Origin of the sequence: Amycolatopsis sp. NPDC058340, assembly GCF_042723975.1 — a bacterium.
In the GTDB taxonomy this organism is placed as follows: Bacteria; Actinomycetota; Actinomycetes; order Mycobacteriales; family Pseudonocardiaceae; genus Amycolatopsis.
This window is the reverse complement of sequence record NZ_JBHXIB010000008.1, coordinates 235,528-252,946: the sequence shown is the minus strand read 5'-3', so window position 1 is coordinate 252,946 and position 17,419 is coordinate 235,528. Positions and strand designations below refer to the sequence as shown.

The 17,419-nt window shown below is 67.4% G+C and carries 17 protein-coding genes; 3 read left to right on the top strand and 14 right to left on the bottom strand.

Annotated features, from left to right (window positions below; all coding sequences use genetic code 11):
* Positions 1-168: 168 nt before the first annotated feature.
* Positions 169-960 (top strand): arginase family protein, encoded by a 792-nt coding sequence (locus tag ACFWIW_RS13820; protein WP_378368741.1) that lies wholly within the window; start codon positions 169-171, stop codon positions 958-960.
* Positions 961-1,194: 234 nt separating this feature from the next.
* Positions 1,195-2,478 carry a PucR family transcriptional regulator gene (locus tag ACFWIW_RS13815; protein WP_378368740.1) on the top strand — a complete coding sequence of 428 codons (1,284 nt, stop codon included), beginning with the start codon at positions 1,195-1,197 and terminating at the stop codon, positions 2,476-2,478.
* A 100-nt stretch (positions 2,479-2,578) separates the two neighbouring features.
* On the opposite strand, the gene ACFWIW_RS13810 is transcribed toward ACFWIW_RS13815, so the two are convergent.
* The 3 genes from ACFWIW_RS13810 to ACFWIW_RS13800 form a co-directional block, all read right to left on the bottom strand.
* Entirely contained in the window at positions 2,579-3,598 is a 1,020-nt protein-coding gene (locus ACFWIW_RS13810) for an AbfB domain-containing protein (protein ID WP_378368739.1), read from the bottom strand.
* 333 nt (positions 3,599-3,931) lie between these two features.
* Complete coding sequence (locus ACFWIW_RS13805) at positions 3,932-5,299, bottom strand: DUF6801 domain-containing protein (protein WP_378368738.1); 1,368 nt, start codon at positions 5,297-5,299, stop codon at positions 3,932-3,934.
* 70 nt (positions 5,300-5,369) lie between these two features.
* Entirely contained in the window at positions 5,370-5,996 is a 627-nt protein-coding gene (locus ACFWIW_RS13800; RefSeq protein WP_016336411.1) for a DUF6801 domain-containing protein, read from the bottom strand.
* Between the two features lie 345 nt (positions 5,997-6,341).
* Here ACFWIW_RS13800 and ACFWIW_RS13795 point away from each other — a divergent pair, with 345 nt between their 5' ends.
* Positions 6,342-7,256, top strand: coding sequence for a hypothetical protein (locus ACFWIW_RS13795; RefSeq protein WP_125736780.1), 915 nt, complete (start codon positions 6,342-6,344; stop codon positions 7,254-7,256).
* 63 nt (positions 7,257-7,319) lie between these two features.
* Here ACFWIW_RS13795 and ACFWIW_RS13790 read toward each other — a convergent pair whose 3' ends face one another.
* Genes ACFWIW_RS13790 through ACFWIW_RS13740 form a run of 11 tightly spaced genes read right to left on the bottom strand, consistent with a single transcriptional unit; the run spans position 7,320 to position 17,240 of the window.
* Complete coding sequence (locus tag ACFWIW_RS13790; protein WP_240594393.1) at positions 7,320-7,979, bottom strand: hypothetical protein; 660 nt, start codon at positions 7,977-7,979, stop codon at positions 7,320-7,322.
* A 39-nt stretch (positions 7,980-8,018) separates the two neighbouring features.
* The gene (locus ACFWIW_RS13785) at positions 8,019-8,621 is read right to left on the bottom strand and encodes a hypothetical protein (protein ID WP_378368737.1); all 603 of its coding nucleotides are present in this window, start codon (positions 8,619-8,621) and stop codon (positions 8,019-8,021) included.
* Positions 8,618-9,121 (bottom strand): hypothetical protein, encoded by a 504-nt coding sequence (locus ACFWIW_RS13780; protein ID WP_378368736.1) that lies wholly within the window; start codon positions 9,119-9,121, stop codon positions 8,618-8,620. The genes ACFWIW_RS13785 and ACFWIW_RS13780 overlap by 4 nt, the downstream gene beginning before the upstream one ends.
* Positions 9,106-10,299, bottom strand: a complete 1,194-nt coding sequence (locus tag ACFWIW_RS13775) for an MCE family protein (RefSeq protein WP_378368735.1) — start codon at positions 10,297-10,299, stop codon at positions 9,106-9,108. The genes ACFWIW_RS13780 and ACFWIW_RS13775 overlap by 16 nt, the downstream gene beginning before the upstream one ends.
* A complete protein-coding gene (locus ACFWIW_RS13770) occupies positions 10,299-11,354 on the bottom strand; it encodes an MCE family protein (RefSeq protein ID WP_378368734.1) in 1,056 nt (351 codons plus the stop codon). The genes ACFWIW_RS13775 and ACFWIW_RS13770 overlap by 1 nt, the downstream gene beginning before the upstream one ends.
* Positions 11,354-12,346, bottom strand: coding sequence for an MCE family protein (locus tag ACFWIW_RS13765; RefSeq protein WP_378368733.1), 993 nt, complete (start codon positions 12,344-12,346; stop codon positions 11,354-11,356). The genes ACFWIW_RS13770 and ACFWIW_RS13765 overlap by 1 nt, the downstream gene beginning before the upstream one ends.
* The gene (locus ACFWIW_RS13760) at positions 12,343-13,332 is read right to left on the bottom strand and encodes an MCE family protein (RefSeq protein ID WP_378368732.1); all 990 of its coding nucleotides are present in this window, start codon (positions 13,330-13,332) and stop codon (positions 12,343-12,345) included. The genes ACFWIW_RS13765 and ACFWIW_RS13760 overlap by 4 nt, the downstream gene beginning before the upstream one ends.
* Complete coding sequence (locus ACFWIW_RS13755; RefSeq protein ID WP_378368731.1) at positions 13,329-14,336, bottom strand: MCE family protein; 1,008 nt, start codon at positions 14,334-14,336, stop codon at positions 13,329-13,331. The genes ACFWIW_RS13760 and ACFWIW_RS13755 overlap by 4 nt, the downstream gene beginning before the upstream one ends.
* A complete protein-coding gene (locus ACFWIW_RS13750) occupies positions 14,333-15,598 on the bottom strand; it encodes an MCE family protein (RefSeq protein WP_378368730.1) in 1,266 nt (421 codons plus the stop codon). The genes ACFWIW_RS13755 and ACFWIW_RS13750 overlap by 4 nt, the downstream gene beginning before the upstream one ends.
* The gene (locus ACFWIW_RS13745; RefSeq protein ID WP_240594384.1) at positions 15,595-16,446 is read right to left on the bottom strand and encodes an ABC transporter permease; all 852 of its coding nucleotides are present in this window, start codon (positions 16,444-16,446) and stop codon (positions 15,595-15,597) included. The genes ACFWIW_RS13750 and ACFWIW_RS13745 overlap by 4 nt, the downstream gene beginning before the upstream one ends.
* A complete protein-coding gene (locus ACFWIW_RS13740; RefSeq protein WP_016336400.1) occupies positions 16,446-17,240 on the bottom strand; it encodes an ABC transporter permease in 795 nt (264 codons plus the stop codon). The genes ACFWIW_RS13745 and ACFWIW_RS13740 overlap by 1 nt, the downstream gene beginning before the upstream one ends.
* Positions 17,241-17,419 lie beyond the last annotated feature (179 nt).

The following is a 17,419-nucleotide window of genomic DNA, read 5'->3' as shown; positions in this document are numbered from 1 at the left end:
GTTTTGTTTTTTGGGTCTTGGGGTTGTTTTTTTTTTTAAAGGAACGGTTTGTGCCAAAACCAATTTACCAAACATTCTCCTTGGCTAATGTCTCTTCCCCCACGTCGGCACCTCGGTCTGGCCTCGACCGGCCTTCACGGACTTGCGGCCGCCGCTAGCCTGGACCGGGTGCTGATCAACGCCGTACCCCAGTTCCAGGGCGCACTGACCGAGCGCGCGCCGGAGTTGCCCGAAGGCTGCGTCGCGCTCGCCGAGCTCGCGGGCCACGTGCTGGGCGTGCCGGTGCACCACATCCGGCAGACGCGCGAGACTTCGCCCGTGGTCGACGGCATCGCCAACCGCGCGGTGCTCACCGGCGCGAACCGGGCCGCGCAGCTCGCCGCGCTGGAGGCGCCGGGCGGGCCGGTGCTCACCATCGGCGGGGACTGCGGCGTCGAGCTGATCCCGATCGGGGTCGCGCGCTACCGCTTCGGGCCGGGGCTCGGCGTCGCCTGGTTCGACGCGCATTCCGACCTCAACACCGCGGAGACCTCGCCGTCGGGCGCGTTCCACGGCATGGTGCTGCGCTCGCTGCTCGGCGAGGGCGACCCGGAGTTCGCCGCGAACCCGCCGGTCGAACCCGGACGCGTCGTCCTCGCGGGGACGAGGGCCTTCGACGACGCCGAGCGCGCAGCGGTCGAGCGCGGGCTTGTCGTCGAGACGGCCGACGTCGCCGCCGGGCTGGCGGGTTCGGACAAGGTCTACGTCCATCTCGATCTCGACGTACTCGACCCGGCGGAGTTCGACGGGCTGAACTATCCGGAGCCCGGTGGCTTGACGATCGAACGTCTGGTGGCGATGCTTCGCGAGCTGAGCGGTTTCGAGGTCGTCGGCGCCGGGATCACCGAATGCGCCGGCACCGAGGTCCGCGTGCTGGCCCCCGTGCTCGAAGTACTCGGTGAATTGCTCACCGGAAAGTAGTGACGCAGCGTCACGGTCGTATCCACTTCGGCCGTTCGTACGTACCTCGCGAGGCGTTTGCCGGGCACTTGTCATCAAAATTCAGGGCCGACCCGTGATTTTGTCACGTTGGTGACAAGAAATCGGTTTCTTCTGCGAAAGGTGACACATTCACGGGCGACTTCGCGATGTGTTCGTTGTCACCTCACGACGATCGTGGGATGTCGGGACGCTGGGCGGAGCAAAGGAGCTGCGATGTCGGTGGAGCGCGGAATCGAACACGCTGCGCAGCCTCCCGCGGCACTTCCCCGCAAACTCGCCGACATTTTGCGACCGGAGCTCGGCAGTCTCGCCAACGAGATCGTCGACGAGATCCGGGCGACCATCCCCGCGTACGCCCGCCCGCTCGACGGGCCCTATGGCAAGTCGATCCGTGCGGGCGTCGAATACGCGATCACGTTGTTCGTCGCGCAGATCGCGGATCCCTCCGTCTCCAAGGAACAGTCGCACGAGGTCCACCATCGGCTGGGGCAGAACGAGATGCGGGAAGGCCGCAGCCTCGACACCCTCCAGTCTGCCTACCGGGTCGGTGCCCGGGTCTCCTGGCGGCGCATCATGCGCGTCGGCCGCCGCAGCGGGCTTTCGTCCGCGGTGATGTCGCAACTGGCCGACGCGATGCTCGCGTTCATGGACGAACTCGCGTCCGTCGCGCTGGATGGGTATCTCGAAGCGAAGGCACGCACCGCCGGCGCGCTGGACACGTGGCGCCGGAAACTGCTGCACCTCGTGCTGGAGACCCCGCCCGCGCCGTCGAAGGCGATCGCGGAACTCGCGCAGCTGACCGGCTGGACGGTGCCCGAACGCGCGACGCCGGTGGTGCTGCACCCGATCGGCGACACCGTCAGACCCCGGCGGCACAACGCGGTGGATTCGGACGTCCTCGCCGAACTCGACTGCGCTGAGCCGCGTCTGCTCGTCCCAGGCGAGCTCTCGATCGCCCGCCTCGCCACCTTGCAGGCCGCGCTGCCGGAGTACCGGCTGTCGATCGGCCCGTGCCGCCCGCTGGATTCCGTCGCCGATTCCCTCCGCTGGGCACGCGAGGCCCTGCTCCTTTCCGAGCGCGGCATCATCCAGGCCCGCCGCGTGATCCGCGCCGAAGACCATCTCGCCACCCTGCTCGTGAACGCCGACGCCGCGCTGACCTGCCAGCTGCGCGATCGCCTGTTCGCCCCGCTCGCCGAGATGACCGGGAAACAGCGGGAACGGCTGCTCGAAACCCTCCGCGCGTGGCTCGACAGCCAGGGCAACGTCGTCGACATCGCCGAGCGGCTCCAGGTGCATCCGCAGACCGTCCGGTACCGCATGCGGCAGCTGCAGGCGACCTTCGGCGAGCACCTGCGCGACCCGGGGGCGCGGTTCGAGATGGAGCTCGCGCTGCGGGCCGGGGTCGGCCTTTCCACTTCGCCCGAAGGCTTCACGCTTCCGGAGGTGCTGCCGTCGCCGCGTAAGAGTCCACAGTGGACGCCGAGCGGGTCTTGATCCTTCCGGCGCTGCCGAGTACTGGATGCCGTGAACGGCCCGTTACTGGCAAATTTCGCGAGTAGCGGGCCGTTCATGGCACGCGGAGGGACGGTGTCACTCAGCCGGTGACGGGATAAGGGGAGCTCGCCTGCCATACAATGTCGGTGGCGTACTCGGTCGCCGTGTCGTACGGATACTGCCCGCTGGTGTTCGCCGCCCACACCTGGTTCTGGAACTGTCGCAGGAACCTACCGCGCAGGGTGAACGACTCCAGTGACACGGTGGTCCCGGTCGTGCCCGCCTTCGTGCACCAGGTCGCGTCCGAGCGGAACTGGTCGGTCCCGTCGGAGGGTGCGATGACCACTCGCTGCCCGGACTGGCGTAGATAATGTTCCGGGAACCGGACCGATTCGAACGAATGGCAGTTCACGTCGGCCTTGCCCGGTACGACCCGCCACGTCGCGTCGGCGCCGTCGCCGCCAGGGGTCCCCGCGGCCACTACGGCGTCACCGGACCCGCGCAGATAGCGGTCGCCCGAAAATCGCAGGGATTGCGTCAGCACGGCGTCTTCGTACTGCCCCAGGCGAAGGAACAGTTCGACGTCGTCATCGGTCCCCGCGAGCGCCGCGGTCGCCGCCGCCACCAGCGCCGGATGGACCCGGCTCTGGTCCGCCCTTGTCCTGAGTTCGAAGGCGAGACGCCGGTCGGCCTCTCCCTTCTTCTTGAGCCAAGCCAGCCAGTCCTTGAGGTTCGCCTGGTGGATCCCGGTGCCGATGTAGGCGGTCAGGTCGGCCGGATTCGGGCTGCGCAGCGCTCGTTCCGCCGCGGCACGGACCTCGCTGTTCGGTTTGGCCTTGTCCCACAGGTCCATGACGAAGTTGATGTCCGGTTCGATCAGATGGCCTTCGGTGGCGTCGAGCCTCACCACCGCCGCTGCCCGGATCCGGGCGTCGCGCGCGGTAAGCCTGGCCTTCTCCTCGGCGTCGGCGTGTTCGTCGGCTTCGACGATCGCCTTCTGGTCCGCCTCGCGGGCGGTGAAGATCCCGGTGAGGATGAAGGCCTTCAGGTCTGCGGGCGAACCGTTGTACGCCGCCAGCGCCGCCTTCTTGAGCAGCGGCCCCGACGCCCGCTCCCACATGACGAAGACGAAGTCCTTGTCACTCTGGATGAGCAGGTCGGGGGTGGCGACGATCTCGTTGACCAGCGCGGCACGCTCCTTGTTTTCCCGCGCTGCCCTCGCTGCGGCGTCGCTTTGCAGTTTGTGCGCCTGGTCCCTGGCGTTCGCCTCGCGGACGCCGGTTTTGATCCACTGTGTCCATTCCGCTTCCGAACCCGCGTAGGCGAGTTCGGCCGATGCCCGGATTGCGATTACCGTTTATTGAGTACTTTCGAGATCGGATTTGTCAACCTGTGAGCACGGCGAATATGCCACTGAATGGACTATTGCCTTCGTGGGCTGCTGGTGCGGACGTCATCCGGAGGGTGGTGTCACGTTGGGACACTCCCGTTCCGGCGTCCGGGGCAGGCCGACCTGATTGACACCGAAGCAGACTTGGTTGCCCGGGCCCGAGGACATGCCGCTCAGCAACGAGTCGAGGTTCTCCTTGACACCGCAGCCGGCGAACCTGGGCAGTGTGAAGCCCCGGTACAGCGGGTCGGGCGAGTCGGGGTCGGTCCGCAGGACACCGCCGTATGCCGTGTCGTACTTCGTTCCCCGCAGATTTAGTTCGAACGGCTCGGCCGTCACACAGTTGTCACCGACACCGAGGTCGACGCCGTTGACGGTGATGTTGCTCAGTCTGCCATAGCCCTGGACCTTGACGGTCGCGGTCGAGCTGCCGTCGGGTTCGGCGATCACAGTCCCGGCGGCGTCGATGAGGGTGTTTCCGGTGCGGTAGTCCGTCGGCAGCAATTCCATCGTCCCGCTGATCGGCAAGAAGCCGAAGCCGAGCAGGTTCAGCTTGCTCGGGGGCTGAAGCGCGGTACCGCTGATCTCGCTCGTCGTCCGGTCGAGGTAGACGGTCCAGATCGCGTTGAACATGAACCCGGGCTTCAGCCGGGCGACCGCACCAACCTTACTGATCGTAGCCGTGTTGATCAGTTCGAACGGGAGTAGCGGGATGACGATGATGTTCGGGTCCGGCGGATCGGCCTCGGCGCGGACCACACCCTGCGGCTGCTGCACATCCGGCTTCCCGGTCCTTTGCTCGACCGGCTTCAGCGGCAGCAGCGCCACACTGCCGAGAGCCGGATCCTGGCCGGGGGCTTGGACGCAGGTGATCGGCTTGAGCGGGGTTCCGGTGGCCGGGACGGTGAGCGCGAGGGACGGTGCGCCGGTGGTCAGCTGGAGCTCGCCCTCGACCTTCATCACGATGTCGGGGACCTTGCCGGTCGCGACCAGGCTCAAGTCACCGGTGGTGGGCACCTTGGTCGCCGGAATGGTGAGAGTGACCGGGACCGGGGTCTTCTTGTCCTCGCGGGTCGCCGTGAGTTCGACGGTGGCGGCACCCTCGATCTCGGTCACGTCCCCGAGCGCGCCGGCGGGTATCGCGAAGGTAAGGGAGAAGTCCTTGACCTGGACGGGTTTTCCGGTACCGACGACCTTCGGCAGAGTGGCCTTGGTGTCCACTGTGACCGGTCGTTCGCCAACCGGATCAGGGAAGACACAGGTGTTCGCCAGGCTCTTGTGCGTCGGCTCGGCGCCCTGGAGCGGCGGTGTCGGCTTGGCCGCCGGATCGGTCGCCGCCGAGCCGGTCAGCGCGCCGTTCACGCCGGCCAGCAGGATCACGCCCGCGATCACGGGAGCCCTCCCGAGTATCCGGCGAACCTGCTGCGTCATGCGGTCTTCCTCTCGTGTCCTGCGTGGAGACCGTGCGGGGCGGGCGTCCCCGCCCCGCACGGGTGGTTCATCAGGTGATCGGGATCGCCGGGCTGAACGCGCGGTTCTGCGCCGGGTTGGTGTTCTTCACCGTGCAGTTGAAGTTCCACGCCGTCCAGGTGCCGTCCTTCTTGTGGAAGTCCAGCGGAGCGTTGATCGTGGTGCCGAGGGAAATCACGCCCGAGCCGGGAGCGCCCGCGGTCAGCGTCGGAACACTGGTGCCGGCGTCCTGGACGATGTTGAACGACCGGGGGCCGGGCACGTACGGGTTGATCTGGGTCGGAACGTCCAGGTTGGTCACCGTCGCCGACGTCGGGGTGGCGTTGGTGGCGGTGATCGGCATGTTGGCCTTGCCGCGGACACCGTCGTAGTTGGCGGCGTTGAGCAGCGCGTTGATGGTCGCGTTGATCGTCGCGGTGCCGCCGACACTCGACGGAGTGGCGGTGCCGCCGGAGGCGACCGAGTCCGGCCCGACGAAGTTCGCCTTCACGTCCAGCTGCTGCTGGCCGATGCCGGGGAAGTTGCACATGTAGGCGACGGTGCCGGTGGCGTAGGTGGTCGCGGCGGCGGCCGTGCCAGCGGTGAGCACGGCGACGGCGCCGAGCACGATGCCGGTGGTGGCGACGCCTGCCGACAGCTTGCCAAGTCTACGGGACATACCTGTCATCTCCTTTGATCCAGTTTACGTCTCGGGCGGCTTTCCCCATGCGCCTTTCGGCGGATTTTTCTGATCAAATATGCTCGACTCGAGCGGCTTTCTCGGTGGTGGGGTAAACCGAGGTTACCCGCGAGTTATGTACGTAACAAGGATTCATGTCGACATGTTTCGAAGTGGGTGAGACGCCCGTTCTTTCTTGTCAGCGGGCGCTGAATGCGATTATGAAGTTTGTCCGTGGATGACAAAGAGGCGGCCGATCGGTGCAGCCGGGTTAACATTCGGCGCATGTCTTCCGAGAATCGACGATCGGCATCACGACGGGTAGCGGGCGTCGCGATTACCGTAATGATCGCAACGGTTTCCCTTTGCGGTACGGCGAGCGCCGCGCAGACCGGCGAAGCGCGGCCATGGGGGAGCAACGACTACGGGCAGGGGACCATACCGGCCGCCGCGCTCGGCGCCAGCGCGGTCTCCGCCGGCGCGATCACCCATCTCGCGCTCAAGGACGGCGGGGTGATCGCCTGGGGGAACGACAGTTACGGCCAGTTGTCGGTTCCGGCGGCGGCCACGTCCGGCGTCTCGGCGATCGCCGCCGGCTGGGCGCACGAACTCGCGCTGAAGAACGGCGGGGTGATCGCCTGGGGCAACGGTTTCTACGGCCAGAACGTCGTGCCGTCGTCCGCGACCTCGGGGGTCACGGCGATCTCCACCAGCGCGTACTTCAACCTGGCGCTCAAAACGAACGGCAGCGTGGTGAGCTGGGGTTCGCGGACCACTGTCCCCGCGTCCGTGTCCTCCGGGGTCACCGCGATCTCGGCGGGAGGCGACCACGGGCTCGCGCTGAAGAACGGCGGCGTGATCGGGTGGGGCAGCAACGGAAAGGGCCAGATCACGGTGCCCGCGGCGGCGACCTCCGGGGTCAGCGCGGTCTCGGCGGGGCTCCGGCACAGCATCGCGCTGAAGAACGGCGGCGTGATCGCCTGGGGTGACAACTTCTACGGCCAGGCCACGGTTCCGCCGGAAGCGCAGTCCGGCGTGGTCGCCATCGACGCGGGCTTCAACCACAACGTGGCGTTGAAGGCCGACGGGAGTGTCTTCGCCTGGGGCAGCAACGTGAAGTCCGAAAGCCGTGACACCAGCACGGAACCGCCGACGGACTTCTGGAAGTTCTCCGGCGTGTGCGCTCCGGTCTACGCCGTTTCCGCCGGTGACAGCACCGGCGTCGCGCTGGTCGACCCCACGGCGCCGTACTTCTGCTGAAGCAGGGTGCCGGGTCTCGTGAGTGGTAAGGACGGTTAGAACCGTCCTTACCACTCACGAGTTTCAGGACAGGTTCGACTTCATGCTCAGGTTGATCGTGTTGTCGGGACCGGAGATCAACGCCCCCAGCGCGAGGTCGTTGATGAAGCAGTCCTTGAACTCGGGGATGGTGAACGTCCCCGAGGACGGGATGGTCGGCGCGAACAGGTCGACGTTCTTCGACACCAGGGTCAGGTCCAGCGGCTTGACCGTCTTGCAGGCGTTCGGCACCGTCGGGAGCGGGATGACCGGCCAGAACAGGCCGACCACGATGTTGTCGATCAGCATGTTCGCCTGCGAGTGGGTGGTCAGGTCGCCGTTGGCGAGCGTGCCGGTGACCGGGCCGGTCGGCTCGATCCGCACGCGGGCCTTGATCTTGAAGACCCCCGAGACCAGCGAGATGTTCGCCGTCGACGGCGGCAGGGCCAGATCGCCGCGGATGCCGACGTTGTCACCGTCGATGACCAGGGCGCCGTTGAGCTGGCCCGGGCCGAGGTCGAGGGTGCCGCCGGTCTTCTTCACCGTGGTCGTCCCGGTGACGGTGTAGGACACCGGGATCTCCACCGGGTCGTCCGCCAGGGCCGGGGTCGCGGCGAGGCTGCCCGCCATGGCGAGCGCGGAGGTGAGTGCGACGACCGTGCCGAGACGGCGACGGGCTGTTTTAGGGCGCGTTCGACCGAACATGGGTTTCTCCTCGTTTTCTCTCCTGGTTTACAAAGCGGATTACCTGGGGATGAGGTCGGTGATGACCCAGTTGTCGCCTTCGCGTTCCGCGGTGATAGAAAGCTGCGCCGCGGCCGCCGTCGAAGAATTGTTGTCGGCCCGGACGGCCGCTTGATCGAGGAATACCAGCAGCCTCGCTTTACCGCCGCCGAGTTCCTGGACGGCGGATGAGGAGACTCGGGTGGTGAGGACGAGTTTCTGCACCGGGGCCTTTTCCCGGACTTGGGCGAAAAGCCGGTTGTAGGAGTCCAGTGCCTTTCCTCTCAGCACCGCGGCCGCCGCCTTTTCGGTGACGTCGGTCCGGTCGTAGGAATAGGAGAAGATCTTGTCGAGCGCCACCGTCACCGCGGAGTTCACCTCGGCCGTGGCGCCGACGTCGGTGAGCGCGGTGTTCGCCGCCGACGGCGCCGCCGAGATCGACCTCGCCTCCAGCGTGAACCACGCGCCGGCCGCCACCAGCACGGCCGCCGCGAGCAGCAGGATCAGTGACAGGTCCGGCCGGCGGGGCGGCTTCCCGGCGGCCTCCTCGGTGGTCTCTTCGGCCGTGGTCTCGGGCTCGGTCTCCTCGGTGACATCGGTTTCGGTGTCGGCCGTGGCGGTCATCGCGCACCCACCGGCAGCTGGTCGAGCGCGCTGAGCTTCCAGCCCTCGTCCGTCCTGGTCAGCCCGGCGGCGAAGCGGTTGCGTTTCGTCGTCGGTGCCGAGCCTTCCTTCGCCATCGTGATCTCCACCGAAGCCAGCATCTTGGCCGTTCCCGCGTGGTCGTCGAGTTCGCTGATCGCCGCGTCGAGCACCTTGCCCGTCGAGACCGTCGCGTCCTTGGTGAGCGTCCGCCTCGTCGCGTCGTCGGTCTTGCCGAGCTGATCGCGCAGCGGGCCGGTGGACGCGGCGAGCCAGTCGGCGATGCCCTGGTCGACCCGGTGATGATCGAGGGTGGTCAGCCGGGCGACGAGTTCGCGGCCGGTCTTCAGCGCTTCGTCGCGGGAGTTCCCGTAGGACACGGCTTCGGAAGCCGTCGCGGTGAACCAGGAGTACCCGGCCCAGCCCGCGAACGCGCAGGCCGCGGCGAACACGGCGATCGCGATCTTCAGTTTCGCAGCCACAACATCTCCTCGAGGCTGGTGGACGTCGGCTGGCCGTCGGCGCCGAAGCCGCCGGGGATCGCGGCGGGCGGGACGCCGCCCTTCGGCGCGTTCTGCGAGCCGCGGACCGAACTCGCGTTGCCCCTTTCGAGCGTGCACGCGGCACCCGTGTTGAACGGCAGCGCCGAAAGCTCCGCGCTGGTGCGGACCTTCGTGCCCTCGTAGCCCTTGGTGCACGGCATCGGGTCGAAGAAGGTCAGTACCAGCCCGATCTTCCCGGACTGCTCGTCGACGGCCGCGTCCACCGCCGACACCGCCTTCGGGGTGTTGATCAGCAGCTGCCGGAGCCCGTCGGTGCGTGCCGAGAACACATGCGACGTGGTGAGCAGGTTCGCCAGCAGGATCGGCAGGCCCGGTTCGTTGTCCTTCAGCAGCCCGGAAAGCTGTGTCGCCGCGTCGGGCGCCGTCGCGATCAGCCGCCGCAGGTCACCGTCCGAACGGGACAGCTGCTCGGCGAACTGCTTGGCGTTACCGCTGAACTGCCGCCACGCCTGCGAGGAGTCGACCTGGGTCTTCAGCACGGTCGAGCCGTCGGTGATCAGCTTCTCCGTCTGCGGCAGGTGATCCGCCGCCTGTTTGGTGAAGTCGGTGGTGGAGTCCAGCAGCACCTGCAGGTTCGCGCCGGATCCGCGCAGGGCGTTGTCGAGTTCGTCGACGACGGTCCGCAGATCCTCGGTCGGCACGGACGCGGTCAGCGAGTCCAGATCGGTCAACAGGTTCTGCACCGGCAGCGGTACGGTGGTCGCCTCGCGCGGGATGACCGAACCCTCGGCGAGGAACGGTCCGTCGCCGGTCCGGGGTTGCAGGTCGACGAACTGCTCGCCGACCGCGGACCGGTTCGCCACGACCGCCCGCGAGTTCGCGGGGATCGGCGGCGCGTCGTCGTCGATCAGCAGCTCCGCCTCCATCCCGCCGTCGGTGAGCCGCAGTTCGCCGACGCGGCCGACGGCGACGCCCCGGTAGGTCACCTCGCCGTTGGTGAACAGGCCCCCGCCGTCGGTCAGCGCGAGCTTCACGGTGTACCCGCCCGCCCCGAAGAGCCTGCCGAGCCCCGCGTAGCTCGCCCCGACGAACGCCGTCGTCGCCAGGGCGAGGATGACGAACGCGATCACCTGGATCCGGACACGGGTGGTGAGCATCAGCTACCTCCGGAGGACGGCAGCGGCAGGGTCGGAAGTCCCGGCGGGACCCCTTCACCAGGGGGCGGGAGTTCGACGCCCGGTGCGGGGATCATCGTGGCGTAGACGTTCAGGTAGTCGCCCTTGATCCCGTCGCGGACGGCGTCGGTGAACGGGAACGTCGGCAGGATCTCCAGCGATTTGGGCAGGCTCTCGCCGGCGTCGGCCAGCCGTTTCAGGATCGGCGCGAGCGCGGTGAGGTCCGCGACGAGGTCGGCGCGGCTCTTCTTGATCACGTCGACGCCGACCCCGGAGAGCCGGTCCAGCGACTGCAGCATCGAGACGAGCTGGGTGCGCTGATCGGCGAGGCTCTGCAGGCCGGGGGTGAGACCGGTGAGCGCGCCTTCGACCTGCTTCTTCCGGTTCGCCAGCGTGGCCGAGAGCTGGTTGAGCCCGTCGAGCGCCGACGTGATCTCGGAGCGGTGGGAGTCCAGGTTGGACACCAGCTTCTCCACAGTGGACAGGAAGGAGCGGATCTCCTCCTCGTTGCCGTCCATCACCTTCGACAGCTCGCGGTTGATGGTCTGCAACTGGCCGATCCCGCCGCCGTTGAGCAGCAGGGAGAGCGCGCCGAAGATCTCCTCGAACTCCGGATTGCGGTTCGTGCTCGTGACCGGGATCACCCCGCCGTCGCCCAGCCTGCCCTCGGCCTTCGCCGCGCTCGGGGCGAGCTCGATGAACTTCTCGCCGAGCAGGCTGGACTGCCGAAGCCGCGCGATGGCGTTGGCGGGCAGGTGGACGTCGCCGTTGACCGCGAGGACGGTCTCGGCCGTCCAGCCGTCTTCGGCGAGCCTGATCGTCTCGACCCGGCCGACCGGGACGTCACCGACCTTCACCGCGGCCTGCGGGACCAGGTCGAGCACGTCGGCGAACTGCACGGTCACCCGGTACGGATGGTCGCCGATATCCGCGCCGCCGGGCAGCGGCAGGTCGTAGACGCCCTTGAAATCCGAAGAACAGGCGGTGAGCGCGACACAGCACGCGGTGAGCGCGGCGATCGCCCGTTTCGTGGTCATCAACGCCCCCCGGTGTAGGTGTCGCCGGCGACGGGCAGCGGGAGCGGCGCGTATTCGAGCATGTTGCCGCGGCTCTGCAGCTTGCCGGTCTTCGGGTCGACGGCCTCGAGCACGTTCGTCACCGCCAGCGGGATCGTGTCGAGGGTCTCGGCCAGCGCGGCGCGTTTGTCGACCAGCGTCCCGGTCGTCACCGCGAGCTTGTCCACATTGGACTTGATCAGCGCGCGGTTCTCCTTGATGAACTGCTGGATCTCCGCGAGCGCGCTGCCGAGGCCGTTGAGGGCGCGGGCGAGCTCGTCCTTGTTCGCGGCCAGTGTCCCGGTCACCGAGGCGAGCTGCCTGTTGACCTCGCTGACGTTGCGGTCGTTGGTCGCCAGCATCGAGGTGAACCGCTGCAGCTCGTCGACGGTGGCGAACAGGTTCTGCGAGTTACCGGACAGGGTCCTGGCGAGGTCGGCGAAGTTGCGCACCGACTCGTTGAACGGTTTGCCGTTGCCCTGCAGGTTCTTCGCGCCGGTGCGAAGCAGCTCCGAAAGCGCGCCGTCGGCGTTCGCGCCCTTGGGGCCGAGCGCCTTGGCGAGCGTGTCGAGGCTGGCGTAGAGCTGGTCGAGTTCCACCGGGGTGCCGGTGCGCTCCACCGGGATCACGGCGCCGTCGTCAAGGCGGTTCCCGGCACGGGTGAGCTTGGTGAACTGGACGTACCGGTCCGCCACCACGCTCGGCGCCACGACCAGGACGTTCGTGTCGGCGGCGATCGGTGTCGCGCCGTCGACGGTCAGCACGACCTCGACCTGTTCCCCGCGTGGATTCACCGATTCCACCTGGCCGACCCGGACGCCGAGCACCCGCACGTCCGATCCACTGTAGACACCGACCGCGCGTGAGAAGTACACCGTGACCCGGTCGAGCCCGCTGCCGGAGAAGATCCACCACAGACCGCCGACGACGGCCAGCGCGAGTACGAGCGCGAGGGTGACGAATCTGCCGATCACCGGCGGCCTCCCGGGATCTTCGGGGTGCAGGGGTCCCGGTTTTCCGGGATGAGCCCGCACAGGTAGCCGTCCACCCAGCGCCCGTTGCCGAGCGAGTTGTTCACCACGCGGAAGTACGGCGCGGCGAGGTCGAGGCTCTTGGCGAGATTGTCGTTCTGCCGCTGCAGGATGTCGGTCACCTCTCCGAGCTGTCTGAGCGCTCCGCCGAGCTGGTCCTTGTTGTCCTTCACCAGCCCCGAAAGCTGGGTGGCGAGCTGCTGCGAGCCGGTCAGCAGGTCGTGGATCGCCTGCCGTCGGCGGTCCAGTTCGGTCAGCAGGAGGTTGCCGTCCGAGAGGAGCTTCGCGAAGTCGTCGTTCGAGTTCGCGAGCGTCGTGGTGAGCCCGTGCGCGTTGGACAGCAGGCTGGCGAGCTCGCTGTCCCTGGAGGACACGGTCTTCGACAGCGACGTCAGCCCTTCGAGCGCCTTCTTGATGTGCTCGGGCGAGTTCTTGAACGTGTCGGACAGCGTCGTGAAGCTTTCCGCGAGCTGATCGGTGTCGATCGCGCCCGCGGTGTCGGCAAGCCCGTTGAACGCCTCGGTGACGTCGTAGGGCGTCACGGTCCTGGTGCGCGGGATGACCTGTTTCGGGTTCTGCACCGTCTCACCGGTCGGGCGCAGCGCCAGGAACTTCCGGCCGAGCAGGGTTTTGATCTTGATCTCGGCGGCGGTCTTGTCGCCGACCCAGGCGTCCTTGACCCGGAAGCTGACCACCACGTGGTCTTCGGCGAGCCGGACGTCGCTCACCTCGCCGACCTTGATCCCGGCGATGCGGACCTCGTCGTCCTCCTGCAAGCCGGCCGCTTCGGAGAATTCGGCCTGGTACGTGGTCCCGGCGCCGATGATCGGGAGGTTCTCGTAGTTGAGCGTCGCGGTCAGCACCGCGGCCGCGACGGCGCTGCCGACGAGACCGACGACGATCGGATTCCGTTCCTTGAAGGGTTTCACGACGTGCACCTCTCCGCCGTCGCCGGTACCCCGCGGGGAGGCGTGGTCTTGAGGACGGCCGAGCACAGGTAGAAGTTCATCCACGATCCGTAGGAGCCGATCCGCCCCAGTTCGTTCAGCTTCCCCGGGAGGACGGTGAGGAAGTTGTCGACTTCGGCCTTGCCCTCGTCGGTCGTCAGCTGACCGGAGAGCAGGCCGAGGCCTTCGATGCTGTCCTTGAGCGGCTTCCTGCCCTGTTCGAGCAGGCCTGCCGTCGCCGTGGTGAGTTCGGCGAGACCGGAGACGGCTTCCCCGATCTCGGTGCGGTCACCGGCGAGGCCCGTCACCAGTTCCTTCAGCGTGGAGACCAAAGTGGACAGCGCGTCGCCCTTGCCGTTGATGCTCTTCAGTACCGTGTCCAGGTTCGTGATCACCTCGCCGATCACCTTGTCGCGGCCGGCGAGCGTGGTGGTCAGCGATCCGGTGTGCGCCAGCAGGCTTTCCACCGTGCCGCCTTCGCCCTGCAGCACCTGGACGATCTCGCCGGAAAGCTGGTTGACGTCCTTGGGCGAGAGGGCCTGGAACAGCGGTTTGAAGCCGTTGAACAGTTCCGTGAGATCGAGCGCGGGGGTCGTGCGCTCCAGCGGGATCTCCGCGCCGGGCTCCAGGAGTTCACTGGTGCCCTTGCCGCGTTCGAGTGCGATGTAGCGCTGGCCGACCATGTTGCGGTACTTGATCACCGCGGTGACGTCGGCGGGCAGCCTGCGCTGGGAGTCGAGGGAGAACTCGACGCGCGCCAGGCTGTGGTCGGCGATCTCGAGTTCCTCGATCTGGCCGACCCGCACCCCGGAGATCCGGACGTCGTCGCCGACGTTCAGCGACGTCGCGTCGAGGAACTTGGCGCTGTAGTTCCTGGTGTCACCGAGGCCGGTGTTCGTGATGGACACCGCCAGCAGCACCGTCGCCAGTGTCGTGATGACGACGAAGATCAGCCCCTTGATCAGGGGACTCACGAAGTTCCTCATCGCAGGGTCACCTCCGTGCCGCGGTAGAGCGGGCCGACGAGCACGCTGCCCCACGCGGGCACCTCGGCCGTCGGAACGCCCATCGACGGCGCGAGGAGCGTGGAGATCAGTTCCCGTTCCTGCGGCGAGTTCGGCAGGCCGAGGTCGCCCTGCACGCCCGGCAGCGCGGCGGTCTGCCCGCCGGTCGCCGCGATCCCTTGGCCCATCAGGCCGTTCGACGGATAGCAGCGCGGTTCACCGGTGGCGTTGTAGACCGGATCGTCCTTGCCGGGGACGTATTTGCCGCGAGGCTGGGTCACGACGATCTCCGCGTGCAGGCCGGGTTCGTCGGTTCCCGCGCCCAGTACCTTGTCCATCTGCGGCTTCAGTTTGGCGAGCGCGTCGAGCGTGCAGGCGAAACTGGGCGAGTACTTCGCGGCGACCTCCAGCGGCGCGCGGCTTTCGGCGGCGAGCGCGATGATGTTGGCCCGGTTGTTGGCGAGGAACGTCGTGACCTGCTGGGACGACGACGTCACCTGCTGGTACACCGACGCCAGCTCGGCCCGTTTCTCCTTGACCGTGTCGAGCGTGACGGCCGAAGCGCTCAGCGCGTCGAGCAGATCCGGCGCGATGTCGCCGTACAGCTTCGAAACCGTGGCGAGGTCGCGGATGTTGTCGTTCAGCGCCGGGAGGTTCGGGTTGAACTCCTTCAGATACGCGGCCGCGGTGGCGAGCGTGTCGCCGATCTGCTCGCCGCGGCCTTCCAGCGCGGTGGCGACCGTGGTCAGCGTGGTCGCGAGCTTCTGCGGCTGCACGGCCTTGAGCAGCGGCAACAGATTGTCGAAGACGCGTTCCAGTTCGATCGCGTTGGCCGAACGGTCCTGGGTGATCACGTCACCCGAACTCAAGGGTTCGGCCTTCGGACCGTCCGGAATGGACAGTTGCACGTACCGCTCGCCGAACAGCGTCTTCGGCACGAGCAGCGCGGACACGTTCTTCGGCAGCTGGGAGACCTTCCCGGGCTCCATGGCCAGGTCGATCTCCGCGCCGCCCGGCGTGGCGCGGACGTCGCGGATCTGGCCGACCACCACACCGCGTGCCTTGACCTGCCCGCCGGTGCGCAACTGGTTGCCGACCCGATCCGCCTGCAGCGTCACCGGCACGGAGTCGACGAAATCCTTCCGGTAGATCTTGATCGAGAGCAGCACGAGGGCGGACATCACCACGAGGAACAGCACCCCGGCCGTCCTGACCCCGGCTTTGCGCAGCCCGCGCCGGCTCATCCGGCCACCTGCACCGTCGTGGTCGCGCCCCAGATCGCGAGGCTGAGGAAGAAGTCGAGCACGCTGACCGCCACGATCGCGGTCCGCACGCCACGGCCGACGGCGACCCCGACACCCGCCGGGCCGCCGCTCGCGCGGAAACCGTAGTAGCAGTGGGCGAGCACGATCACGACGCTGAACACCAGCACCTTGCCGAACGACCAGAGCACGTCGCCGGGTGGCAGGAACAGCAGGAAGTAGTGGTCGTAGGTGCCCGCGGACTGGCCGTAGAACCAGACGGTGATCTGGCGCGACGCGAGATACGAGGTCAGCAGGCCGATCGCGTACAACGGGATGACCGCGAGGAAACCCGCGATGATCCGGGTGGTCACCAGGTACGGGACGCTGGGGATGCCCATCACTTCGAGCGCGTCGATCTCCTCGGAGATGCGCATCGCGCCGAGCTGCGCGGTGAACCCGCAGCCCACGGTGGCCGACAAGGCGAGCCCGGCCACGAGCGGCGCGATCTCGCGGGTGTTGAAATACGCGGAGACGAACCCGGCGAACGCCGACGTGCCGACCTGGTTGAGCGCCGAATACCCCTGGAGCCCGACGACCGTGCCGGTGAAGACGGTCATCCCGATCATCACGCCGATCGTGCCGCCGATGACCGCGAGCGCGCCGCTGCCGAAACTGACTTCGGCCAGCAGGCGGGTGATCTCCCGGAGATAGCGGCGCACCGCGCGCGGCACCCAGGCGAGTGCCTTGAGGAAGAAGAGGATCTGGTCGCCGAGCGTGTCCAGGAATCCGAACCGGCGGTCGACGGCTTCGCGTACGCGCGTCGTTCGGGTGGGTGTCGTCGTGACCATCAGCTGCCCTTCGCCGGGACGAGCTGCAGGTAAAGCGTCGTCAGCACGAGGTTCAACAGGAACAGGAGGAGGAACGTGATGACCACGGATTGGTTCACCGCGTCACCGACGCCTTTCGGGCCGCCTTTCGGATTGAGCCCGCGATAAGAGGCGACGATCGCCGCGACGAAACCGAAGATGACCGCTTTGATCTCGCTGATCCAGAGGTCCGGAAGCTGCGCGAGCGCGGAGAAACTGGCCAGATACGCACCCGGTGTCCCGTTCTGCATGATGACGTTGAAGAAATAGCCGCCGAGAACGCCGACCACGCTGACCATTCCGTTGAGGAATGCGGCGACCCCCATCGCGGCGAGCACCCGTGGCACGATCAGGCGCTGGATGGGGGAGACCCCGAGCACCTCCATCGCGTCGATCTCCTCGCGGATCGTGCGGGACCCGAGATCCGCGCACATCGCCGAGCCGCCGGCGCCCGCGATCAGCAACGCGGTCACGATCGGGCTGGCCTGCTGGATGATCGCCAGCACACTGGCCGCGCCGGTGAAGGATTGCGCGCCGATCTGCGCGGTCAGCGAACCGATGTGCAGCGCGATCACCGCGCCGAACGGGATCGCGACCAGCGCCGTCGGGAGGATCGACACACTCGCGATGAACCAGAACTGCTGGATCAGCTCGCGTGCCTGGAAGGGCCGCCGGAAGGTCAGGCGGACGACGTCGAGGCCGAGCGAATAGAGCCTGCCGGTCTCCCGGATCGCACCCGCGCCGGGGAATGAGGGTGCGCCAGTCCGGACGCCCACGCCGACCCTCCCGTTTTCCGGGCACGGCGAATACACCCCAGCTTGCGCAATTCCTTTGCTCCGAATGGCGGAACGGAATCGTTGATTAGGATCAACGGGGTGTTACCGTGCTGTTTGCTACTGGTCGGTACGCTAATCACGCGCCTGCCTGGTGACAAGAACTTCGGTGTGATCAAGAC